General features: G+C 51.7%; 21 protein-coding genes. 11 read left to right on the forward strand and 10 right to left on the reverse strand.

The window, feature by feature from the left end:
* Positions 1-215: 215 nt before the first annotated feature.
* Positions 216-2,270: a methyl-accepting chemotaxis protein gene (locus GO013_RS17140; RefSeq protein WP_239057700.1), complete on the forward strand. Its 2,055-nt coding sequence runs from the start codon at positions 216-218 to the stop codon at positions 2,268-2,270.
* An 85-nt stretch (positions 2,271-2,355) separates the two neighbouring features.
* On the opposite strand, the gene GO013_RS02095 is transcribed toward GO013_RS17140, so the two are convergent.
* The 4 genes from GO013_RS02095 to GO013_RS02110 all read right to left on the reverse strand — a co-directional run bounded on the left by GO013_RS02095 (position 2,356) and on the right by GO013_RS02110 (position 6,141).
* On the reverse strand, positions 2,356-3,003 hold the full coding sequence (locus GO013_RS02095; protein WP_163808388.1) for a cytochrome b/b6 domain-containing protein: 648 nt from the start codon (positions 3,001-3,003) through the stop codon (positions 2,356-2,358).
* Between the two features lie 3 nt (positions 3,004-3,006).
* Positions 3,007-4,698: a tetrathionate reductase family octaheme c-type cytochrome gene (locus tag GO013_RS02100; protein WP_275406312.1), complete on the reverse strand. Its 1,692-nt coding sequence runs from the start codon at positions 4,696-4,698 to the stop codon at positions 3,007-3,009.
* 198 nt (positions 4,699-4,896) lie between these two features.
* Positions 4,897-5,901: a bile acid:sodium symporter gene (locus tag GO013_RS02105; protein ID WP_163808390.1), complete on the reverse strand. Its 1,005-nt coding sequence runs from the start codon at positions 5,899-5,901 to the stop codon at positions 4,897-4,899.
* A gap of 21 nt (positions 5,902-5,922) precedes the next feature.
* Positions 5,923-6,141, reverse strand: a complete 219-nt coding sequence (locus GO013_RS02110) for a hypothetical protein (protein WP_163808391.1) — start codon at positions 6,139-6,141, stop codon at positions 5,923-5,925.
* Between the two features lie 108 nt (positions 6,142-6,249).
* Between GO013_RS02110 and GO013_RS02115 the strand changes: the two genes are divergently transcribed.
* Entirely contained in the window at positions 6,250-6,897 is a 648-nt protein-coding gene (locus tag GO013_RS02115) for a Crp/Fnr family transcriptional regulator (RefSeq protein ID WP_163808392.1), read from the forward strand.
* 96 nt (positions 6,898-6,993) lie between these two features.
* Positions 6,994-8,385, forward strand: a complete 1,392-nt coding sequence (locus GO013_RS02120) for a class II fumarate hydratase (protein ID WP_163808393.1) — start codon at positions 6,994-6,996, stop codon at positions 8,383-8,385.
* A gap of 764 nt (positions 8,386-9,149) precedes the next feature.
* Here the strand turns inward: GO013_RS02120 and GO013_RS02125 are convergent.
* Entirely contained in the window at positions 9,150-9,308 is a 159-nt protein-coding gene (locus tag GO013_RS02125; protein ID WP_163808394.1) for a hypothetical protein, read from the reverse strand.
* Positions 9,309-9,455: 147 nt separating this feature from the next.
* Here GO013_RS02125 and GO013_RS02130 point away from each other — a divergent pair, with 147 nt between their 5' ends.
* Positions 9,456-10,343, forward strand: coding sequence for a LysR family transcriptional regulator (locus GO013_RS02130; RefSeq protein ID WP_163808395.1), 888 nt, complete (start codon positions 9,456-9,458; stop codon positions 10,341-10,343).
* Here GO013_RS02130 and GO013_RS02135 read toward each other — a convergent pair.
* The gene (locus GO013_RS02135) at positions 10,340-11,221 is read right to left on the reverse strand and encodes a LysR family transcriptional regulator (RefSeq protein ID WP_163808396.1); all 882 of its coding nucleotides are present in this window, start codon (positions 11,219-11,221) and stop codon (positions 10,340-10,342) included. The two genes, GO013_RS02130 and GO013_RS02135, sit on opposite strands and share 4 nt — an antisense overlap.
* A gap of 462 nt (positions 11,222-11,683) precedes the next feature.
* Here GO013_RS02135 and GO013_RS02140 point away from each other — a divergent pair, with 462 nt between their 5' ends.
* The 3 genes from GO013_RS02140 (at position 11,684) to purE (ending at position 14,213) form a co-directional block, all read left to right on the forward strand.
* A complete protein-coding gene (locus tag GO013_RS02140) occupies positions 11,684-12,181 on the forward strand; it encodes a rubrerythrin family protein (RefSeq protein ID WP_163808397.1) in 498 nt (165 codons plus the stop codon).
* 182 nt (positions 12,182-12,363) lie between these two features.
* The gene (gene purD, locus GO013_RS02145; RefSeq protein ID WP_163808398.1) at positions 12,364-13,641 is read left to right on the forward strand and encodes a phosphoribosylamine--glycine ligase; all 1,278 of its coding nucleotides are present in this window, start codon (positions 12,364-12,366) and stop codon (positions 13,639-13,641) included.
* An 89-nt stretch (positions 13,642-13,730) separates the two neighbouring features.
* Positions 13,731-14,213 (forward strand): 5-(carboxyamino)imidazole ribonucleotide mutase, encoded by a 483-nt coding sequence (purE, locus tag GO013_RS02150; RefSeq protein WP_163808399.1) that lies wholly within the window; start codon positions 13,731-13,733, stop codon positions 14,211-14,213.
* Between the two features lie 41 nt (positions 14,214-14,254).
* Here purE and GO013_RS02155 read toward each other — a convergent pair whose 3' ends face one another.
* A complete protein-coding gene (locus GO013_RS02155) occupies positions 14,255-14,794 on the reverse strand; it encodes a thermonuclease family protein (RefSeq protein ID WP_163808400.1) in 540 nt (179 codons plus the stop codon).
* 59 nt (positions 14,795-14,853) lie between these two features.
* On the opposite strand from GO013_RS02155, the gene GO013_RS02160 reads away from it, so the two are divergent.
* On the forward strand, positions 14,854-15,690 hold the full coding sequence (locus GO013_RS02160) for an MBL fold metallo-hydrolase (RefSeq protein WP_163808401.1): 837 nt from the start codon (positions 14,854-14,856) through the stop codon (positions 15,688-15,690).
* Positions 15,691-16,177: 487 nt separating this feature from the next.
* On the opposite strand, the gene GO013_RS02165 is transcribed toward GO013_RS02160, so the two are convergent.
* Complete coding sequence (locus GO013_RS02165) at positions 16,178-16,819, reverse strand: DUF2959 domain-containing protein (RefSeq protein WP_163808402.1); 642 nt, start codon at positions 16,817-16,819, stop codon at positions 16,178-16,180.
* A 70-nt stretch (positions 16,820-16,889) separates the two neighbouring features.
* Positions 16,890-17,783, reverse strand: coding sequence for a LysR family transcriptional regulator ArgP (locus GO013_RS02170; protein WP_163808403.1), 894 nt, complete (start codon positions 17,781-17,783; stop codon positions 16,890-16,892).
* A gap of 144 nt (positions 17,784-17,927) precedes the next feature.
* Here GO013_RS02170 and GO013_RS02175 point away from each other — a divergent pair, with 144 nt between their 5' ends.
* The gene (locus GO013_RS02175; protein ID WP_163808404.1) at positions 17,928-18,536 is read left to right on the forward strand and encodes a LysE/ArgO family amino acid transporter; all 609 of its coding nucleotides are present in this window, start codon (positions 17,928-17,930) and stop codon (positions 18,534-18,536) included.
* 289 nt (positions 18,537-18,825) lie between these two features.
* Positions 18,826-19,266, forward strand: a complete 441-nt coding sequence (locus GO013_RS02180) for a cereblon family protein (protein WP_163808405.1) — start codon at positions 18,826-18,828, stop codon at positions 19,264-19,266.
* Positions 19,267-19,294: 28 nt separating this feature from the next.
* Here GO013_RS02180 and GO013_RS02185 read toward each other — a convergent pair whose 3' ends face one another.
* Positions 19,295-19,792, reverse strand: coding sequence for an acyl-CoA thioesterase (locus GO013_RS02185; protein ID WP_163808443.1), 498 nt, complete (start codon positions 19,790-19,792; stop codon positions 19,295-19,297).
* Between the two features lie 184 nt (positions 19,793-19,976).
* Between GO013_RS02185 and GO013_RS02190 the strand changes: the two genes are divergently transcribed.
* The gene (locus GO013_RS02190; protein WP_163808406.1) at positions 19,977-20,306 is read left to right on the forward strand and encodes a hypothetical protein; all 330 of its coding nucleotides are present in this window, start codon (positions 19,977-19,979) and stop codon (positions 20,304-20,306) included.
* Position 20,307: the final 1 nt, after the last annotated feature.

Below are 20,307 nucleotides of genomic sequence, written 5' to 3' on the forward strand. Positions count from 1 at the left end.
CTTCGCACGACAAAATCCGCCGAAGGGGAAAACCGTATTTCTCAATAACTCCAGATATTCAACATGAATACATTATCAATGTTATTTGAAATGCCCACATCTTCTCCCCTCGGCACTGTGACACAAGCACGCTGTCCCATAAAAAAATATATAATAGGACTAAAAGGTCAAATATCGTATCCATCTAAAAAATATGAACTTCAAGGGAGCATCTTATGGCATTTAAGGATTTTTCACTTCGGATTAAAATCGGAGGAAGCGTCTGTCTCGCTGTTTCGCTCATCCTCCTTGTTTACGCAGGTATCGTTGTTTCAAAAACAGAATCGATTTCCATTAATTCTGCCAAACAAATAGCCAATGAAATGGCAAACCGGTACGGCAATCAAGTCAAAAACAACATTGAAAGAGCCCTCGATGCCGCCGTGACCACTGCTGCGACCTATGAAGGGCTGGTCACCAACAAACGTCTTGTTGACCGAAAGGTCATCGATGAGATGCAAAAGAGCGTGCTTCGATCCGAGCCCTCTTTCTATGGTATTCAATCCTGTTTCGAACCCAACGCGCTTGATGGCCGAGACGCTGAATTTCACGCCACAGGCGACCCGCAATGGGAACACATGGGCGGCGCATACGGGAACTATTGGTGGGAAGAGTCCGGCACTCTCAAGGTGACGAACCTGACCAAATACGACTACCCCAACACGCGTATCTGGTATCAAGGCCCACGGGACAAAAACGGTCCATACCTCACCGAACCATATTATTCGGATGTTTCCAAAACCGAAATTGCGACCATCAGCGTTCCGGTCAAGGACAACGGAAAATTCATCGGGATCGTCGGTATTGACGTGGGTTTGGGAGCCTTTCAACAGATGGTGGATGGCATTCACCCCATGGGAAGCGGCTATGCATTCATCCTCTCCAACCAAGGGCACTGCGTGGCCCACCCTGACAGCTCGGTCGTGGGCAAGAACTTTACCGAAGCATTTCCCCGGGAATTGAAAAGCACTATCCTCAACACCCTGGAACAGGGAAAGACATTTGAAGAATTCGTGGTTTCTCCCCTAGACAACACCGAATATCTGTTCGTGTTTCAACCGGTTCTGCTCAAGGGGACAGGAACCCCGTGGTCCATCGGCATCGCCATTCCCAGAGACACCATCTATGCGGACGCCAACGCATTCGTCTACCTGAGCATCTTTTTGGCCATCGGAGCGATTGTCCTGGTCATTATCCTGGTGCTTCTGATCGTCAAAAATATTACCGGCACACTGAATAAAGTCATTACCTTCGCCAAAAGAATCGCGGACGGCAATCTCATGGCCCATCTCGATATCAACCAGAAAGACGAGATCGGCATCATGGCTTCGACGCTCACGGATATGGGCGCGAACCTCAGAGCCGTTGTCGGAGACGTGCGCACAGTGACAGGCAACGTGGCCTCCGGTTCGGAAGAGCTTTCCTCCACCTCAGTCTCCTTGTCTCAGGGCGCGACTGAACAGGCTGCGTCCATTGAAGAAATCTCGTCCAGCATGGAAGAAATGGCCTCGAACATCAGCCAGAACGCAGAAAATTCCGCAAAAACGCAAAACCTTGCCCACGGTGCTGCCGTCCAGGCCGAAGAGGGTGGAGAAGCCGTGGCCGGTGCGGTCACCGCCATGCGCAAAATCGCTGACAAGATCAATATCATTGAAGAAATAGCCCGACAAACCAACTTGTTGGCCCTGAACGCCGCCATTGAAGCCGCGCGTGCTGGTGAACACGGCAAGGGATTTGCCGTTGTCGCCGCAGAAGTCAGGAAACTGGCGGAACGGTCCGGTGTGGCTGCGGGAGAAATCAGTCAACTCGCCGTCGAAAGCGTGGATGTCGCGGATCGGGCAGGGGAGCTGCTCAGCAAATTGGTCCCGGACATTCAGCACACGGCGGAATTGGTCGAAGACATCACCACCGCCAGCCACGAACAAAACACTGGTGCAGCGCAAATCAACGCCGCCATCCAGCAGCTCGACAGTGTGGTTCAACAAAATGCCGCGGCTTCGGAAGAAATGTCTTCGACATCGACACAACTGTCCGACCAAGCGGCACATTTGCAAGCCACGGTTGATTTCTTCAAACTCGATGAAGAGAACAGTCGCTTGACTGTCCAGGCAACCCGACCAACGGCACAGGCATTGAATCCCGCACCGTCCACTCCGAGACAGTCGGCCCATCAGGCATCAAACGGCATTGCCCTTAATATGGAAAATGACGAAGGATTTGAGCGATTCTAACGCAGCAGTGCTTGCATTGCATTCTTGAAATGGACAAAAAAAACAGGTCCCGGCACATGTCGGGACCTGTTCTTGATATCTCAATTTATGAGGATTTTTTTTCCCACTCTTCCACTTCAAAGTCTTCAGGCACTTCTTCCCAGCCGGAAAACATGGCCGCCACATGTGCGGTCACTGAATGCCCCGTGGTCGTCATATAGACATGAATGATCAGGAAGATGAGAAGGGCAAAGCCCCCGATCAGGTGCAACACAGCCACCACCCGAAGAGAAAGGAAACTCAAGCCCCAGTCAGCCCAATTATTATATCCCCAATACAGAAAGCCAGTCACCATCTGGAACGGCAACAAAATGGCGGTCAGGCCAAGATAGGTCAACCGTTGCATGGGGTTGTGTTTGGCACTCAGGGACTTGTGAACGGGATGATCTTCTCCTTTGAATATGCCGGAACTGTAATATCGTACCACTTCGAAAAGCTTTTTGGTGGTCGGGATATACTGTTTGTATTCGTGCGTGACAAACATCCAGAAAACAAAGAAAAAGAACATGCCAAGCCACAACAGCCCCACGGTATTGTGCAGGTCGACCGCCCCCATGAACCCCAACAACTCAAAGGAGCCGTGGATTTCAAATCCTGTTAACAAAAGCAGAATGATCGTGACAGCCTGAAACCAATGCCAAAACCGTTCGAACTTGGAATACAGATATATTTTTTTCATGGATTTTTGATGCATGGCTTACCTCTCTTTCCTTTTGAGCCCTGAAGTAAAGCGCATGACGCCATGAACCACGACCGCAAACAATGCGATACCAACGCCAAACCATCCCATGGAATCCACAATTCGTGTCGTGTCCCGACCCGGCAGATACACCCCTGAAAGGGTTGCAAGCCGACCATCAGGGGCATGACACTGCATACATTTGAGCGCGTGTTCCCGAGGCGCGACCATATGCGTGGTGGGGAAGGCATACGCTGTTTCAACAAACCCGAATTCGCCGCTGTACTGCTGCCCCGCGTATTTCATGCCGACCTCAATGGCTTTCTCCCAGTCAAACCCTTTCCAATAGGCAGTCTTGTCCGTCTTATCAAAAGGATAGAGATGCGGAATCACCATGGTCTTGTTGATCTTGTCATAGGGTGAGATGGCCCGATGGACCTTGAACGGCATGATTCGAGAATCCGGGTCGTTCAAATCGCCTTTGGGCCGATTCAACCACACCGCTCCCGAAGGATCAATGGCGTCTTCGGTCGTGACATGATCCATTGTTCCATCAAACCAATAATATTCTGGAACCACGTCCTTTTCCCAAACAAATTCCCCTTTTTTCTTGAGAAAAATGGGTTTTCCCGCAGGTCCGATGACCTTGGACTTGCCACCGACCAGCCGACCGGCTCTGGACCAATCCCACCACATCTTGGTGGACTGCGCACGGGCGAATTCAGGAATGTGACACGCCTGACAGGCCACCCTGTCGGTGTGGTCATTGAGTTTGGAATACATACCCCCGCTCATGTGTGGCTGATCGCCATGGCAAGATTCACACATGATCTTGTCTCCAAGGTCATCCTGAAGCAGACTCTTGCGCTCAACGGCAGCCGGTTTTTCATAAATTCGCCCGGCAATATGGTGATTACGCGTGGTGTGACATCGGGTACACGCAAAATCCTGCCCCCCGGATCCCCTTGTGCCCATATGAACGTCGAGTGTCTTGTCTGGATTCACCAATGATGAATCCAGATCTCCATGTTTAACGGCATCTGCCCCACCGCCGAAGAAATGGCAGGTGCCACAATTTTTCCGTGTCGGTCGCCCAACAGACTGAGCCACCAACGACCAATCTGGGGCAAAATAGGTTTTCCCATTTGATTTGAACACCACCCCTTTCTGTTCACCTGGATGCAGCGGGTCCGCGACATATTTCGCAGGGTAGCCAGCGCCAGCCGGAAACTTCTTGTACGTTCCCGTGCGTTCATGACACACGAGACAGTCAACTTTTTCCTGTGACGAGAAATCAAAATGGATGTCCTTCCAACCATACCCGGCATGACATGATGTGCAACGAGCCTCGTTGCTTGCCGTGTTAATTCAGAAATTGTTGACGGAAATGCCCCCTTTTCCGAATTTGGCAGGATTGCCGGCCTCATCCTTGTCGCGCCATGTCCAGTGGATTGTTTCATGAAACTGCAACGCGGCCAGGTTGTGACATCCGAGACACGCCTTGGTCACCGCTTCAGGTTGCATGGTCTTCTGGGCTTCCGAGTCAAATCGCAATTGCGCAAACTGACTGTGATCCGCCGTGATCGTCTGTGTCAGCGGTTTTGCCTTGGTCGCCTGAATAGCCAACTTTCTGCCAGGAGCATTCTCATGATCCACTGCGGCCCACCCAACTCCAACATGCACCACCACAAGCAACACTGCCAGGGCCATCAACAGCAGTCGCCGATTCCGAGTAATCATGGATAACCTCCTGTTACTCTCTCCCGCCATTTCCCAACGGTCTCACGAGCCCCAAAAGATACTCGTTTACCTATATGTGCATGTTTTCACGAAGAATGTCCATGAATCGAATTATTTTTACGGTCATTTGGTACTATTTGTATGAAAACGGGGTATTATATCCACATTCTATCCCTTAAGAGGGGGAGAAACCATGTTTTCGACCACGGCCTGGGGAAACCCGAAAATCCGTGAGGTAAACCGCACGTACCAGGCGGCGGACTGCACCTGTATGACATAGGCCAAAGCCAGGACCAGAGCGGCATCCGAGCCTTTTTGGCCAAATGCATTCAGGGCGATGGCAAGGGCAATGGACAGGTTGCGCATGACCGACCCATAGACCAGGGCGATAGCGTCATCTCGTGACAAAAAGAACTTACCTATAACAGTACTCAATACAAAATTCACCGAATAGATCAAAATAAGCGGTACGAGTATATCGAACAAGACTTCCGGGGCCGAGACAATGGTGCGTGCTTTGAGAGCCAGAGCCACAAACACGATCCCAAGAACACCAAGGGTGGAAATCGGAGGGAACTTTGGTCCCACCTTTTTTTGAAAAACAGTCTGCCCATATCGTTTGACCAAGGCCCGTTGGGTCACAAATCCCAAAAACATGGGCAAAAATACGATCAGCACAATCTGTTTGAAAACGGCCAGAATCTCTATGGACAGTGTTTCTCCCATGAGTGCCTGCACATACACAGGGGTTGCCAACGAGCCACACACCAGCCCGATAACGGTCATCTTGATGGCGGCAGACATGTTTCCCTTGGCAAACCCGGTCCAGGAAATGGTCATTCCACTGGTCGGGACCAATCCGACCAAAAGCAGTCCGAGGGCCAGGGAGGGAGCGTCTTTGAAAAAAAGGAGACCAATGCCATACGCCAAAAAAGGGACCACCCCGAAATTCAAGAGCTGTGTCAGTATTTGAGCTTTGCCATCGCCCCCCTCAAAGACCTTTTTGATCTTGAGCGTGACCATCATGGGGTACACCATGAGAAAAGTGAACGGGACGATCAGGGCTGTAAGCCAGCGCGCGTCGGCAAACAATCCATACAGAAACCCGGCCGTCATCATCACAGGGATGGCGACGACCAGATTTTTCGTTATTTTTTGAAGGATTCCAAACATGCACTATCCTCGTTTAAACGATCAATCCTGTCCGGAATCGCCCATTTCCGTTTCTCGGCATTCCGGATCGGAACAACACGGAGCCTCGCCATCGCGATACACCACCACACCACTGCGGACCGGTTCCACGATAAAGCGGCTGGCACATTCGGCACAATTGACATAAAAGGGACGATAATCTCCATGATCGGTGGTTTCCTGGCCTGCGTTGCAATACGGGCAATGAACTTGGGTACTCATGAGAACCTCCTTACAGTGTTTTGTTCTGATGTGCCTTCACCCTATCCATTCAACAGCGGTCAGCCATTGATCTCGATCAACACAACACACTTTTTTCAGGATTTCTTCATGCAGATACCCACTCTCAAGAACGCCATTCGGAATTTCCCCATATTTTCCCAACTTCAGGAGCACCAGCTCGATCGGCTGGCCTCCCACGCGGAAATCATGGAATTCCCCAAACGCTCTCTGTTTTTCAGCGAAGACAATGCAGCCCACGGACTTCATGTTCTGCTATCCGGACTGGTCAAGCTTTTCAAAATATCCGAAGACGGCAAGGAACAGACCATTTTCCTCTTTGGCCCTGGAGAACCATTCTGTCTCTGTTCGGCTTTTTCCGATGGACGACTCCCTGCCAATCTCGCGGCATTGGAAAAAAGTACCGTCCTCTTCATTCCCCCGAAGGAATTCGACGCCATGGTCCGCGAAGATCCGTCCATCCTCCTTGCCATGATGCGCGTCATGTCCAGACGGCTCAAGGAAGCCATGGACATGATCGATTCCCTCTCGCTCAAGCAGATACCCTCACGGCTCATGGCCTACTTTGAAACTCACCACACCAACGGTCTGGTTTCTCTGGATATCTCACACCGGGAACTGGCCAAGATCATCGGCATCACGCCAGAAGCCTTGTCCCGCACGCTCAAGAAGATGGTTGACCACGGTTCCATTTCCATGGACGGCACCGACTTCGTGCTCGCCGACATCCCATCCTGAAAAAACCCACTCGCCTCGTAGCCGACAAAAACACCTCACCCGTTGAGACAACGCTGAACATCATATAGAGTCATGGAAAAATGTCTGGGAGGGATCATGACACAATACCGAATCGAAACGGACAGTCTCGGCGACATCAATGTTCCGGCAGCGGCCTTGTGGGGCGCACAGACGCAACGAGCCCTTACCTTATTTCAATTCGACAAGGAACGGATGCCATCAGAGCTGATCGTTCCCTATGCCATTCTCAAAAAAGCTTGTGCCCTCGCCAATCAGGCACAAGGCCATCTCGACGCCCAAAAGACTGCACTCATCGTTCGCGTCTGTGACGAAATCATCGCCGGACAGCATCACGATATGTTCCCGCTTCCGGTCTGGATTTCAGGGTCAGGAACCCAGTACAACATGAACGTCAACGAGGTCATCGCCAACCGATGTTCACAGCTGACACACCATCCGCTCGGGTCCGCTACCCCTGTGCATCCAAACGATCACGTCAACAAAAGCCAATCGACAAACGATAACTTTCCGTCAGCCATGCATATGTCTGTCGTCATTGAAAGTTATTCAAAGCTCATTCCATCGATTCGGCTCTTGAAAGACGCATTTTCCGCCAAGGTCACCCTCTGGAAAGACATCATCAAGATTGGCCGAACCCACATGCAGGATGCGACCCCGTTGACCTTGGGACACGAATTCTCAGGATTTGAAACCATGTTGAAGGAGTCGCTCTACAGGGTCGATTCGGCACTGAATGAAGTCTATGCGCTTCCCCTTGGCGGCACGGCTGTCGGAACCGGTCTGAACACCCACGCCGGATTCGCCGAAGACGCGATCGGTCAAATTGCCGAGCTGACGGGCCAACCGTTCATTCCGGCCAGCAACACGTTTGCCCTTCAAGGAAGTCACGACGCCCTGGTCCAATTCTCCGCCACGCTCAAAACTCTGGCCGTTGCCCTCAACAAAATCGCCAACGACATCCGAATATTGGCCTGTGGACCCCGAGCGGGTATTGCAGAACTGATCCTCCCCGCCAACGAACCAGGGTCTTCCATCATGCCCGGCAAGGTGAATCCCACCCAATGCGAGGCCCTGACCATGATCGCCCTGCAAGTCATGGCCAACGACACCGCCGTCACGCTCGGCGGGACCAGTGGCGCACTTCAAATGAATGCCTACAAGCCTCTCATCATTCGCAATCTGCTCCAATCCATTCGACTCCTGACGCACGGGATGCACAGTTTTAGAAACCATCTCCTCACCGGCTTGAAGCCCGACGAGAACCGCATCAAGGCCCATTTGAATCAATCACTCATGCTCGTCACCGCCCTCACCCCAACGCTCGGCTACGACAAGGCCGCCGCCATCGCGCACCACGCCCACACAACCGGCCAAACACTCAAAGAAACCGCGCTCCAAATGGGTATCACCGAACACGACTTCGAAAAAATCGTCGTTCCACAAAATATGCTCGGACCACATGAATAACTTTTTTCGAAGAGTTGCCTCCGGCGGCTGGGGGAAAAGGAGAGACAAACCCTTTGAAAAGGGCTTTTTCTCTCCTCTTCCCCCAGACCCCCATCTCCTCTTTTTTCCTAAACTTTTTGTGTGCCTTCGGCAGGTGTGTACGTCAGCGTGATGACACGGCTGTCATGTGGAATGTGGGATGCCTCCGGCGGCCAGAGGGGAACCTCTTGGAAGAGGTTCCCCTCTGGACTCCCTTCCAGAACTTTTTATCGCGCCTTCGGCGAGGTTCCACGACATCCATTAAGTGGGATTGAAGAATGAAAAGGAAAAAGAGGGAAGAAAGTTTTGTAAAAAAAATGCAATTTTAAACAATGTTTTTTTCAAGAACCGACAGCTTCGAGCGAAGCGAGCGACAAAAAGTTTAGGAGAGTCCAGAGAACCCTTTTCAAAGGGTTCTCTGGCAGGTCCAGGACAGCGTCCTGGTCCCGCTGAAAGCGACCGCCGGTAGGGCTGGTGTCGTTGAAAGTGTGATAGAGAGGGATGAAAAGGGGGGAGAGAATCCATCGTCCTGCCATCCGGCACTGGGGAGAAGTGCTCGATTCAGGTGGCGGAGAGACTGCTTTTGGCAGTCAAGCATCATGGCTTTGCTGATTTTTCTGGAGAGAAAGAACCAGCGTGGCATTGTTGCACACACCGTGTGGAGGCAGGCGATGAACTCAGTTCGCAGTCGGATCGGTTTTGGAGAAAATCGATCCTTTGGCTGCGAGAAATAGTGATTTGGGTGATCAGACCAGTTGACTGATTCCGATGCTCATGAGAAAGGCAATACCGACCCAGAGAAACGTTTTCGTCACTTTGAGACGTCTGGGCATACAATATGTTGTATCGCAATCTTCGGGTGTAAACATGTACACGAGGCCATTGGTTTTTTCTTCACGGAACATGGCGTACTCCTTGATCTACCCTTGAAATTCATGGAATTATCTCACGTATACGTAGCCAAAAAGGGATCGAGTGGTCCAATAACAATGCGTGAGACTATATATAAGCAAACCTGATAGCTCTCTGTACTTTTGAAGGAATCGAAAAAGATGGAATTATATCAGCTTAAAACGTTTGTTGCCGTGGCAGAGGAAGGGAATTTTACTCGTGCGGGAAAGCGGGTTCATGCCTCCCAGCCAGCGGTGAGTGCGCATATCAAGGCCTTGGAAGACGAGCTTGGCGTCCGGTTATTTGACCGGGTGGCACGTGGAGTTGAGTTGACCCATGCCGGTGAGGAATTGGTGCATGATGCCATTGAGGTGCTTGCTGCGGCGAACACGTTGGAGGCCCGGGCCGTGACATTGGGTGGTGCGGTGACGGGACAGATGACGTTGGGTTTGTGTGCCGATCCGAAGTATCTCAAGGTCAGCGGCCTGCTCAATCAGATTGGTGAACGGTTTCCTCGGTTGAATTTGAAATTGGCCATGTCGCCTTCAGGGACCGTGCTTAATGAGATTCGGGCACGTAATATGGACGCCGGTTTTGTTTTTTCTGGGAACCCGTATGGAGATCTCACGAGTATCAAATTGGCTGATCCGTTGTATTGTGTCATGGGTGCGGCACATATGGAACAGGATTTGGCCAAGGCCGGGCCGGAGGAATTGTCTGCATATACGTGGGTGGTTGCGACGAGCAACAGTCCGCTTAGAGAATTACAGGTTCAGCTTTTCAATAAATATGGCATTATTCCGGCTCAGATCATCAGCGTGAATTCGGAAGAACTCATGCGGCCATTGGTGGTCGAAGGCAAGGCGTTGGGCGTGATGCGGGATGATGAGGCGGACACGCTTCTGGCATTGAACAAGGGGGCAGAGTGTCCCTTGTTGGGACGTCATTCGCTGGAGATGAATTTTGTGTATCGCAAAAGCCAGGCCGAGGATCCGTCCATGGTCATGCTGATCGACATCGTGCGCAAGGAATGGGGGCTGGAGGACTAGACCGTGTCCCATACCGAGGTGACATGGTGGATGACCGCTTGCATGACCGGGTCTTGATCGCGTCGTTTCAGGTAGACGAATCGGGCATCGATGAACAGTTCGTCAAACGCCATGGCATGAACCGGTTGACCGATGCGGCTGGCGGCTTCGATTTCCCTTTTTCGGAGAAAGGCGACGCCCTTTCCGGCAGCGACCAGCACACGAATGACCTCGTCACCGTCCACTTCCAATTGTGGTGGAAGCTGGGTGTGCCGGGCCTGAAAAAACGGGGCCGTGAGTTTTTGTAGCGGATTGTCGCTGGGGTCCATGATCCACGGCAGATCGGCCAACGCTTCGATACCGCCGGAAATGCGATCTTTCCATTTATCCGGGACAGCCACATAGAAGCGGGTCTTTTGCAACATGATTGATTGAATGTCCGTGTGACGCGGCTCGCCGAAAATGAAACCGCAATCAAGCCTCCCAGCCAGAATGGCATCCTGTATCTGGGCACTGGCCCGCTGTTGTATCTGAATGGTCAGTCTGGGATGTTCATCACCTAGAGAGTTGAGCAACGGCACGATACGCAAGAATTCCGCATCCGTATTCAGACCGATGGACACATCCCCCACCAACTCGTCACCCATGTTTCGAGCTTCAAGAACCAGCTCGCGGGCAGCCTTGAGCACGTGTTCCGCCTTGTTCTTGAGCCGCTCCCCTGCCTCGGTCAATCGCATTCCCTTGGGCGTTCGAATGAACAACCGGGTCTCCAGTTCTTCTTCCAATGCCTTGATATGTGCGCTCACTGTGGGCTGGCTCGTGTGTAGCCGAACAGATGCTCTGGTCAGATGTTCTTCGGTGGCGACAACAACAAATGTTTTTAGTTGATAGAGTTCCATGCCTTGCCCCCCCCCATTTCATGTCGAGTTGATTATTCATACCGATGAACAGTGGTTTTGTCATCAGAAAAGCCGAACAACTTGATCGATCAAAACAATTGGATTGCCAGCGCATGTTCTCGTAAATCTTCATACATGGAAATCAGTTGAGGGGTTCACCCATGAATCCTGTGATTTTCTTGGGAACATCGTTCCCCCATAATAAGCGGGTTTGAGCTGCCTTTGTCTGGGATATTCATCCTTTCCTCCCAGACAGAGGCCGTTCTTTTTTTTACCAACAAACACGCATCCAGTCTCATTTCCAATATATGGTCTTTGATTGGTCAAAATTCGCAGGATATTGTATCTGACCTGTAAATAGTGCTTGATTTTTTAAATGGGAATCATTACTGATTAATTCCCATTTATGCCTATTCACAGTACAAATACTGGTACTGCAACCAATCGAGACAGGAGAAGACAATGAGCAAGACTTTGGAAAATTTGAAAGAAGCGTTCGCAGGCGAGTCCCAGGCCAACCGGAAATATCTGGCGTTTGCCGAAAAGGCGGACAAGGAAGGCAAGCCCGGAGTTGCGAAATTGTTTCGGGCAGCGGCAGCGGCCGAGACCATTCATGCTCATGCGCACCTGCGCTTGATGAAGGGCATCGGGTCCACCGAAGAGAACCTGAAGGCCGCCATTGAAGGTGAGACCTTTGAATTCAAATCCATGTATCCCGAGATGATGGAAGATGCCAAGGCCGAGGGCGAAAACGCGACGCTGCGGTATTTCGGATTTGCCAACGAAGCCGAGAAAATCCACGCCGAATTGTACACGCAGGCATTGGAAGCCGATGATGACACCTTTGCGGAAGCCGATTTTCATATCTGTTCCGTGTGTGGGCATACCATGAATGGCGAACCGACTGAAAAATGTCCCATCTGTGGTGCGGCTCCCAAGGCATACACCAGAGTTGACTAGATTTTTCCCCCTGATGTTTCAGACCCCGGTCCAGATTTTTCTGGCCGGGGTTTTTTCATGGGGTTGAGCGGGGATGATTTTTTCTGCTTTTCTCCGTGGAGTCCGGTATCACTTGCTTGATAAAATCGGTGAATTTCCTTACACCGTGTACATCCCGAAAACAGAGAGAAGGGGAACTACTCATGAAAATATTGATTGTCGGTTCCGGTGGGCGTGAGCACGCCCTATGTTGGAAGCTTGCCCAGAGTCCGAAAGTGGAATCCATTCTGTGCGCTCCCGGTAATGGTGGAACAGCGCAGATTGGTGAAAATATCGATATCAAGGATGACGATATTCCGGCCCTGATCGCGCTGGCCAAGGATCGCGAAGTGGATCTGGTCGTGGCCGGTCCGGAAATGCCGCTGGTGCTCGGTCTGGAAAACGCGCTCAGGCAGGAAGGAATTCCGTGTTTCGGTCCCAATGCCTTTGCTGCAAATCTGGAAGGGTCAAAGGCTTTTTCCAAGAACGTCATGGCCGATGCTGGTGTGCCGACAGCGGCCTTCCGAGTGTTTGATATATATGAAGACGCCGTGGCCTTTATCAAGGAGCGGGGCGCACCGATCGTGGTCAAGGCTGATGGTCTGGCCGCCGGTAAGGGCGTGGTCGTGGCAACGACTGAAGAAGAAGCCATTGAAGCCATTGAAGAAATGATGGTCAAAAAGGCGTTTGGCTCTGCTGGTGATCGAGTGGTCATCGAAGAGACGCTTCAGGGCGAGGAAGCCTCTTTCCTCTGCTTTTGCGATGGCACCAATTACGCCATGCTCCCTTCCTGTCAGGATCACAAGGCCGCTTATGAAGGCGATACCGGTCCGAATACCGGCGGCATGGGAGCGTATTCCCCTGCGCCGATTCTGCCCAAGGACAAATATGAAGAGACCGCAGAACTGTGCATCAAACCCATTTTGCGCCATCTGGCCGCCAAGGGTGAGCCGTTCAAGGGCGTGTTATACGCCGGATTAATGTACACCGAAAACGGTCCCAGCGTGCTTGAATACAATGTTCGATTTGGTGATCCCGAATGCCAGCCGTTGCTCATGCGTCTGGAGACCGATCTGTTGACTGTCATGTTCGCGTGTATCGATGGCAAGTTGGACCAGATCGAAGTGACATCCACCCCGCAGACCGCGTGTGGTGTGGTCATTGCTGCAGAAGGCTATCCCGGTTCCTATCCCAAGGGGATGGAGGTGACGGGGCTTGACGATGCGGACGCCATGGATGGGGTCAAGGTCTTCCAGGCTGGAACCCGTGTTGACGGTGACAAGATCGTCACTTCTGGCGGACGCGTTTTGTGTGTCACCGCACTTGGCGACGACCTGGCTGCTGCTCGAAAAAGAGCCTATGAGGCCGTGGACAAAGTCCATTTCGACACGAGTTTTTATCGTCGAGACATTGCGGACAAGGGCTTGAAGCGGTTGAAATAGGACCGAATACGGTGTGTGGGAAAGAGGAAATGTCGTTTTGAATGGCGTGTTCCCTTTCCTGCAACCGATGGAGGCAAAAGGAGAAAGCGATGCCGAAAGTAGTTATTTTCATGGGATCTATTTCTGATGAAGACAAGATGCGTCCATGTTCCGATCTGTTGAAGGAATTGGGCATTGACCATGTATTTACCGTTTCGTCCGCGCACCGGACACCGGAGCGGACCGCCCGGCTGGTCGAGCAGTATGAGGCTGACGGTGCCCAGGTATTCATCTGTGCCGCAGGTCTTGCCGCGCACCTGGCCGGAGCCGTTGCCGCCAAGACCACCAGGCCCGTGCTTGGCGTGCCGCTGGCAGGTTCCCCGTTTGGCGGGATGGATGCCATGCTCGCCACAGTGCAGATGCCCCCGGGATTCCCGGTGGGAACCCTTGCACTGGATAAGGTTGGAGCCAAGAACGCCGCTTGGTTGGCCGCGCAGATTTTGGCTCTGCACGATGACAGTTTGACCGAGAAGATTTTGGAAGCCCGCGAAGGGTTCAAGGAAGCTGTCGAACGAGACGCCGCCCGTCTCTAGTTTTTGCAAGGCAGTATAAATAATCGAACGCCCTTTTTCATTTATGGAAAAAGGGCGTCCGTTTTTTTAATCCATTTTTTTGATGAGTATCGGTGCTTTTTTCGCCATTGTGCCGGTGTTTTTTTCAAGCCGCCACATCGCCAGAATCCCTGTTTTTCCTTTTTGGCATTCTCTTCGGTTTTCTTGAACAACGAAGCGTACTTGGTATTTGGTTTGACCGGAGTCGCCAGAGCCAATCCCGCCTGAATCAATGCCGTATTGAGCAGTGCCCCATCAGCATAGACATAGGCAAGTGTCCTTCCGTAGCGGTCTTTTCGACGTCGGTCGAATTCCAATCTGATCTGTTTGCCATAGCAGAATTTGAGGGAAAAGATCGTGGCCTTTTTACCGTATTCCTGACCTCGTTCCGGGGCGTCCACGCCAAGGAGTCGGATCGTCACCGAATCCCCTTTTGCCACGACAACTAATGAATCTCCATCAATGATATGAAGGAATTGGACATCTTGAGCCAGAGCCTGACCGGAGAATACAGCGAGTATGCCGACCAGGGAAAGTGTGAAGAGGAGGTTGCGGAAACTCATGAGGTGAGTCTAAACTGTTTGCGCAACTGATTCCAGTGAAATACTTATGGAGGCTCCTGATGGAACTGACTTTTCTCGTTGATAATAATTCGTTTATCGGTACCCAATTTCTGGCGGAACCCGCCCTGTCCATCTACATTCGTGAAGGTGGCAAGAACATTCTTTTTGATGCTGGATATTCCAATGCGTTCATGGTGAATGCCCTGCACAAGGGGATCGATCTGCTTCATTTGGACTGGTTGGCCTTGTCGCATGGGCATCTCGACCACACCTGGGGTTTGGATCATTTGATCCGTCATTACTATGAAGCCGCTGTGAACAAATTGGATCACACCCGTCCACAACTTGTCGCACACCCGCAGGCCTTTATTTCCAAACGCCAAAAAAACTTGCCGGAAATCGGTATGTTATTGGCCGAAGAAAAACTCTCTCACCAATTCGAATTGGTGCTGACCGACAAGCCGCTCTGGTTGACCGACAAGCTCGTTACCCTCGGCGAAATCGAGCGGGTTATGGATTTCGAACCACCGACCCCGTTAGGCGAACGTTTGGAACACGACGGGCCAGTGCCCGACGATATGCCCGACGACACCGCCCTCGCCTGTGTTACCGATTCCGGGTTGGTCGTTATTTCCGGTTGTTCTCATGTCGGTATCTGCAATATTGTCGAGCAGGCAAAACGAGTCACTGGTGTGGACAAAGTCCGGTCCATTTTGGGTGGTTTTCACCTGCAAAATGCCCAGCCCGAACGACTCGATCCAACCGTCGAATATCTGGCCAGCCTCGATCTCGACGATCTCTACGCTTGTCATTGTACCGATCTTGCGGCCAAAATCGCCATGGCGCAAAAATGCCCGCTCAGAGAAGTCGGCTCCGGTTTGACGCTAAAATTTTAGCAGAGAGCCTACCAGCGGGGAGCCTACCGGCGGTCGTTTTCAGCGGGACCAGGACGCTGTCCTGGACCTGCCAGAGAACCCTTTGAAAAGGGTTCTCTGGACTCTCCTAAACTTTTTGGGTCGCTTCGCGAAGGCTGTCGGCAGCGTGAGTTCGTGTCATTTTGTGGGAAATGCAGATTCTGGAATGCCTTCGGCGACCAAAGACCCCTTTGAAAAGGGGTCTCTGGACTCTCCGAAACTTTTTATCGCTCGCTTCGCTCGATGCTGTCGGCAGCATGAGTTCGTCGGTTCTTGAAAAAAACATTGTTTAAAATTGCATTTTTTTTACAAAACTTTCTTCCCTCTTTTTTCTTTTCATTCTTCAATCCCACTTAATGGATGTCGTGGAACCTCGCCGAAGGCGCGATAAAAAGTTCTGGAAGGGAGTCCAGAGGCATTCCATGCCACCCCGGCGAGGCGCAGTCGGAAGCGATCCCCAAAAGGGTGATTATTCCAGCGATTGAATAAACGAATCTGCTTCTGCGATGGATTTATCCATTTCCTTGATAAGGGCTTCAACGTCCGAGTTGATTGTCGAAAGTTCTCCTTCGAGGGCAGCAATGGCTTGGGCATTGAGATTATGCTTGAGATAAAGCACTTGATCCTTGAAGGCGGCTAAAACCGGATACATTTTCTTTTCGGCCTTGCGCATGGCCCGAATCAATTCGTTGTATCGATTTTTTGTGGCGGTCAATTTCTTTTGGCTGGCCACGCGAAGTTTGGAACTGGAATATTCGGTGATCTCTTCGGCCCATTCCTCGAAGAGCGCTTCGGCGACATCTTCGACCTTGTCTATGTGCTTCCGCACGTCTTCGGCCTTGTCTTCGCTGTCTTCATATTCGTCATCCAATTTCTCGTATATCTTTTCCAGCTCACCGCCGTCAAAAGCGACAGCCGACTTGAACTGTTCCAGGGCAGAGGCAAATTGTTCCTTGGCCTCTTCTTGCGATTCACGCGCATCTTCGACCCGATCGGTCATGATTTCGCGTTTGTCATACCCGACGGATTCCATAGTGGAATAATACGCTTTTTGACAGCCTGAGAAAGAAAAGAGCAACAAAAGAGACAGAAAAATCGCACACCGCTTCATGGGAACTCCTTGCAAAAAATAGTCATGATTTTCATGGATGGGATACAACAAACACGACAGAGCGGCAACATCAGGGCGTCTGGTCAAGAGCGGCCCGCGCTCCGGCGACAAGTGCGTCGGTGAATTCGAGAAGTCGCCTGGAGGCCAAATTCCAGCAATGCCAGTGCAGCCGTACCGTCAAAACCTGTTCAGGTAAAAGAACGATCAATTCATCGCGTTCGACGAATTCAGCGGCTTGCTGCTCTGGCAACAGCCCACAGACCTTGCCGGAAGCGATCATTGATCCGAATTTTTCCGAAGATGGCAGATAAAAGGCCTTGTACTGATCGGGCCGTTCGCCCAATGCCTGAAAGAGCAATTCGCCGTGCATGGCATCCTTGCGACTGAAAATGACAATGGGCGCTTTTCGCACGGCTTCAGGCTCGACACCCTGCGGAAACCATTTTTCCTTGTACGCCCGGGTGCAATACAATTGATAGGACATGTCCCCAAGATACTCCACCCGACATCCCTGCATGGGCGTGGATCGGTCACTGATACAGCCCAACACCTCGCCATCTCGTAATAAACGCAAGGTTTCAGCCTGATCATCCACACTGAGATCAAGCAGGACAGGCTCTGTGGCGAGATATGTTTCAAGGGCAGGAAGAAACCACGTCGCCAAAGAATCCGCGTTGATTCCTATGGGCAATGTCGTGAATCCGGCGGTCTCATGTCCCATGCCGGTCCCGAGGTCCTCTTCCAACCGTTTGACTTGCCGATAATGTTTGAGCACCTCCCGACCGACCGACGTGGGACGTGGCGGCGAAGAACGCACCAACAACACACATCCCGACTGTTCTTCCAACAATTTGACCCGTTGGGAAACAGCCCCTTGTGTGAGGTGCAACGCCTGCGCCGCTTTTTCAAATCCCCCCAGACGTACGACCAGGGCAAAAGCTTCGACCAATTTGTAATCCAGCATGTTCAATTATTAGCATTTTTAATGCTCGATGAAAACAATGAGTTTTACATGAAGGTGTTTTATCCCGTACATCTTCGTGCAGACAGGAATCACCACTCCCATCCGAAGATGGAAAACGGGAGATGAAAAGAAAGGCATCCACATATGACACCATTTGTTCAGGGACTTGGCATGGGCGGTGGACTGATTGTCGCCATTGGAGCGCAAAACGCGTTTGTCTTGACGCAGAGCGTGCGCAAAAATCATCACTTGGCCGTAGCCGCGTTGTGTACGCTGTGTGATGCCGTGCTGATTACGCTTGGCGTGACCGGTATCGGAACAATGGTGGCCTCCAACCCGACATTTGCCACTGTCGCGGCCCTTGGGGGAGCGGCTTTTCTGATCTGGTATGGATGTCTCGCCCTGCGTTCCGCCTTTCAGGGAGGCTCGTTGCACGCACGGTCACAGGAAAAAACCGGGCTGCGAAAAACGCTCATGTTGACGCTGGCCGTGACCCTGCTCAACCCACACGCCTATCTGGATACCGTGGTCCTTTTGGGATCGGTCAGCGGCCAGTTCATTCCCCCGGATCGATATGTTTTCGGCATGGGGGCGGTCACGGCTTCACTGCTCTGGTTCTTTGCACTCAGCCTCGGCGGACAGGCCCTCGCCCCGCTTTTCAAACGTGAAAGGACATGGCGTATCCTCGACTCACTGGTCTGCCTGACCATGTGGGGCATCGCTGGCACACTGCTTCGCCACATCTTCGCTTGATAGCGTGCTATGCGTATACTATTCCAACTGCATAGCGGACTATTAAATCCTTTAACCATGGGAAATAGAGTATTTTATTAGATTTTGCCTTCTCCTTTTCCCTCAAAAAAGATTCCCTATTTTTTCGACACATTTTTCTCCGGGAAAAGGCATTTATTCAACGCATATCGTCCAAAAAAAACGCCATGCCTCGATATGTGCCAGAGTCCAATCAAACGTTCAAACCACTTCTTTCGAAGGCTTCATTTTTTACGCACGCTATCGTATAGGGAGGCAGGAGCCTTTCATAATGATACACCAGACACGGCTTTTGTCCCCTGTGGTCGCCTTGCGCAACGAGCCGGAATCGCCGTCACATGCTTCGACGAATGAGCCGATGGTGAAGCGGCAGTCAGCCAGCGACCCTGTTGAAAAACGGACCCGGCTCATATGCAGACAATGCCGCACGCCTATCACGCGCCATGATCTGGGCATGACGATCAATGGCAGTCATCGCCACGTCTTTTTCAATCCCACTGGAGATATTTTCGAGTTGAGCTGTTTTGCTTCGGCAAAAAACATACTGCCGACCGGTCCCCGAACCGAGGAATTCACCTGGTTCCCCGGCTTTGCATGGCAAGTGGTGGTCTGCGCCGGGTGCATGACGCAGCTCGGATGGCGTTTCATTGGCCCGGACAAGGGCTTTTTTGGCCTGATCACCCGGCTCCTCATAGAGGATTCGTCACTCTGATTTCAAAATGCCACGGGTGTGGCTCGAATCATTTTTCAAGACAGATTTTTTCTCCAGCTTCCAGTTCCAGCTCCTTCTTGCGAAGTTCTCGCCGAAGTTCGGCTTCCTTGTACCGACGCTTGACGGTATCGTTTTCAAGCGTGAGCGGCGGGACCGGCGTGGGTTTGCCGTTTTCATCCAGCGCGACATAGGTGAGGTACGCGGAATTGGTGTGCCGCACTTCGCCGGTGGTGAGATCTTCGGCCTCGACTCGAACACCGATTTCCATACTGGACCGGCCCACATAATTGAGACTGGCCTTGAAGGTCAGCAGTTCACCCATGTAGGCAGGCTGTTTGAAGGCCATCCGGTCGATGGAGACAGTGACCGTGTTGGTCCGTGAATGTTTCTTGGCGACCACGCCGCCAGCGGTATCGATATGTTTGAGGATGACTCCACCGTGCAGATTGCCTGCGGGATTGGCGTCTTGCGGCAGGACCAGGTGTGTCATGACAACTTCGGATGCTGTGGCAGATTTGGATTCCATCATCTTTCCCTTGAATTTTTTGCAGAGAGAACGCGGGTTTTCAAAACCATTGTGCCGAACGTTCCTGCACATGGTCCCCCGCCTGTTTTCATTGGGTCAGACAAAACGATGACAGAGCCGATGCGTCTGGTCAAGTCCGTGCGATCGGTTGCGATCAAAGACTGTTTGGGGCAGGATACAGACCATGTCAAACTCGTCCGTTTTCAAAGGCATTGTCCGCAATATCTGCACCACCATCACCATCGTCGGTCTCTGTCTGTTGGGGTTGATATGCCTTGATGCCTCCGAGGGCGTTTTGGCTGCACGATATTTTCCGAACAGCATCATCGTGGCCGAGCATCAGGTATACGCACTGTTGTTGGCTGTCCCTGTCCCACTCCATCTCATTTTCATCGGGTTGATTCTTCAGAAACGCTGGCTTTCCGAACCCTTGGCACGGTGTGCCGTTATCGGGATTATCGGGTCCGGTGTCTGGCTGGGAGTGGCTTTGGGCGTGAAATTTTTTGTTTTATAGG

This window comes from Pseudodesulfovibrio sp. JC047 (genome assembly GCF_010468615.1).
GTDB lineage: Bacteria > Desulfobacterota > Desulfovibrionia > Desulfovibrionales > Desulfovibrionaceae > Pseudodesulfovibrio.

Coding starts and splice junctions, on each gene's coding strand:
- GO013_RS17140 (WP_239057700.1), top strand. CDS start 216: ATGGCATTTAAGGATTTTTCACTTCGGATTAAAATCGGAGGAAGCGTC.
- GO013_RS02095 (WP_163808388.1), bottom strand. CDS start 3,003: ATGCATCAAAAATCCATGAAAAAAATATATCTGTATTCCAAGTTCGAA.
- GO013_RS02105 (WP_163808390.1), bottom strand. CDS start 5,901: ATGTTTGGAATCCTTCAAAAAATAACGAAAAATCTGGTCGTCGCCATC.
- GO013_RS02110 (WP_163808391.1), bottom strand. CDS start 6,141: ATGAGTACCCAAGTTCATTGCCCGTATTGCAACGCAGGCCAGGAAACC.
- GO013_RS02115 (WP_163808392.1), top strand. CDS start 6,250: ATGCAGATACCCACTCTCAAGAACGCCATTCGGAATTTCCCCATATTT.
- GO013_RS02120 (WP_163808393.1), top strand. CDS start 6,994: ATGACACAATACCGAATCGAAACGGACAGTCTCGGCGACATCAATGTT.
- GO013_RS02125 (WP_163808394.1), bottom strand. CDS start 9,308: ATGTTCCGTGAAGAAAAAACCAATGGCCTCGTGTACATGTTTACACCC.
- GO013_RS02130 (WP_163808395.1), top strand. CDS start 9,456: ATGGAATTATATCAGCTTAAAACGTTTGTTGCCGTGGCAGAGGAAGGG.
- GO013_RS02135 (WP_163808396.1), bottom strand. CDS start 11,221: ATGGAACTCTATCAACTAAAAACATTTGTTGTTGTCGCCACCGAAGAA.
- GO013_RS02140 (WP_163808397.1), top strand. CDS start 11,684: ATGAGCAAGACTTTGGAAAATTTGAAAGAAGCGTTCGCAGGCGAGTCC.
- purD (WP_163808398.1), top strand. CDS start 12,364: ATGAAAATATTGATTGTCGGTTCCGGTGGGCGTGAGCACGCCCTATGT.
- purE (WP_163808399.1), top strand. CDS start 13,731: ATGCCGAAAGTAGTTATTTTCATGGGATCTATTTCTGATGAAGACAAG.
- GO013_RS02155 (WP_163808400.1), bottom strand. CDS start 14,794: ATGAGTTTCCGCAACCTCCTCTTCACACTTTCCCTGGTCGGCATACTC.
- GO013_RS02160 (WP_163808401.1), top strand. CDS start 14,854: ATGGAACTGACTTTTCTCGTTGATAATAATTCGTTTATCGGTACCCAA.
- GO013_RS02165 (WP_163808402.1), bottom strand. CDS start 16,819: ATGAAGCGGTGTGCGATTTTTCTGTCTCTTTTGTTGCTCTTTTCTTTC.
- GO013_RS02170 (WP_163808403.1), bottom strand. CDS start 17,783: ATGCTGGATTACAAATTGGTCGAAGCTTTTGCCCTGGTCGTACGTCTG.
- GO013_RS02175 (WP_163808404.1), top strand. CDS start 17,928: ATGACACCATTTGTTCAGGGACTTGGCATGGGCGGTGGACTGATTGTC.
- GO013_RS02180 (WP_163808405.1), top strand. CDS start 18,826: ATGATACACCAGACACGGCTTTTGTCCCCTGTGGTCGCCTTGCGCAAC.
- GO013_RS02185 (WP_163808443.1), bottom strand. CDS start 19,792: ATGGAATCCAAATCTGCCACAGCATCCGAAGTTGTCATGACACACCTG.
- GO013_RS02190 (WP_163808406.1), top strand. CDS start 19,977: ATGTCAAACTCGTCCGTTTTCAAAGGCATTGTCCGCAATATCTGCACC.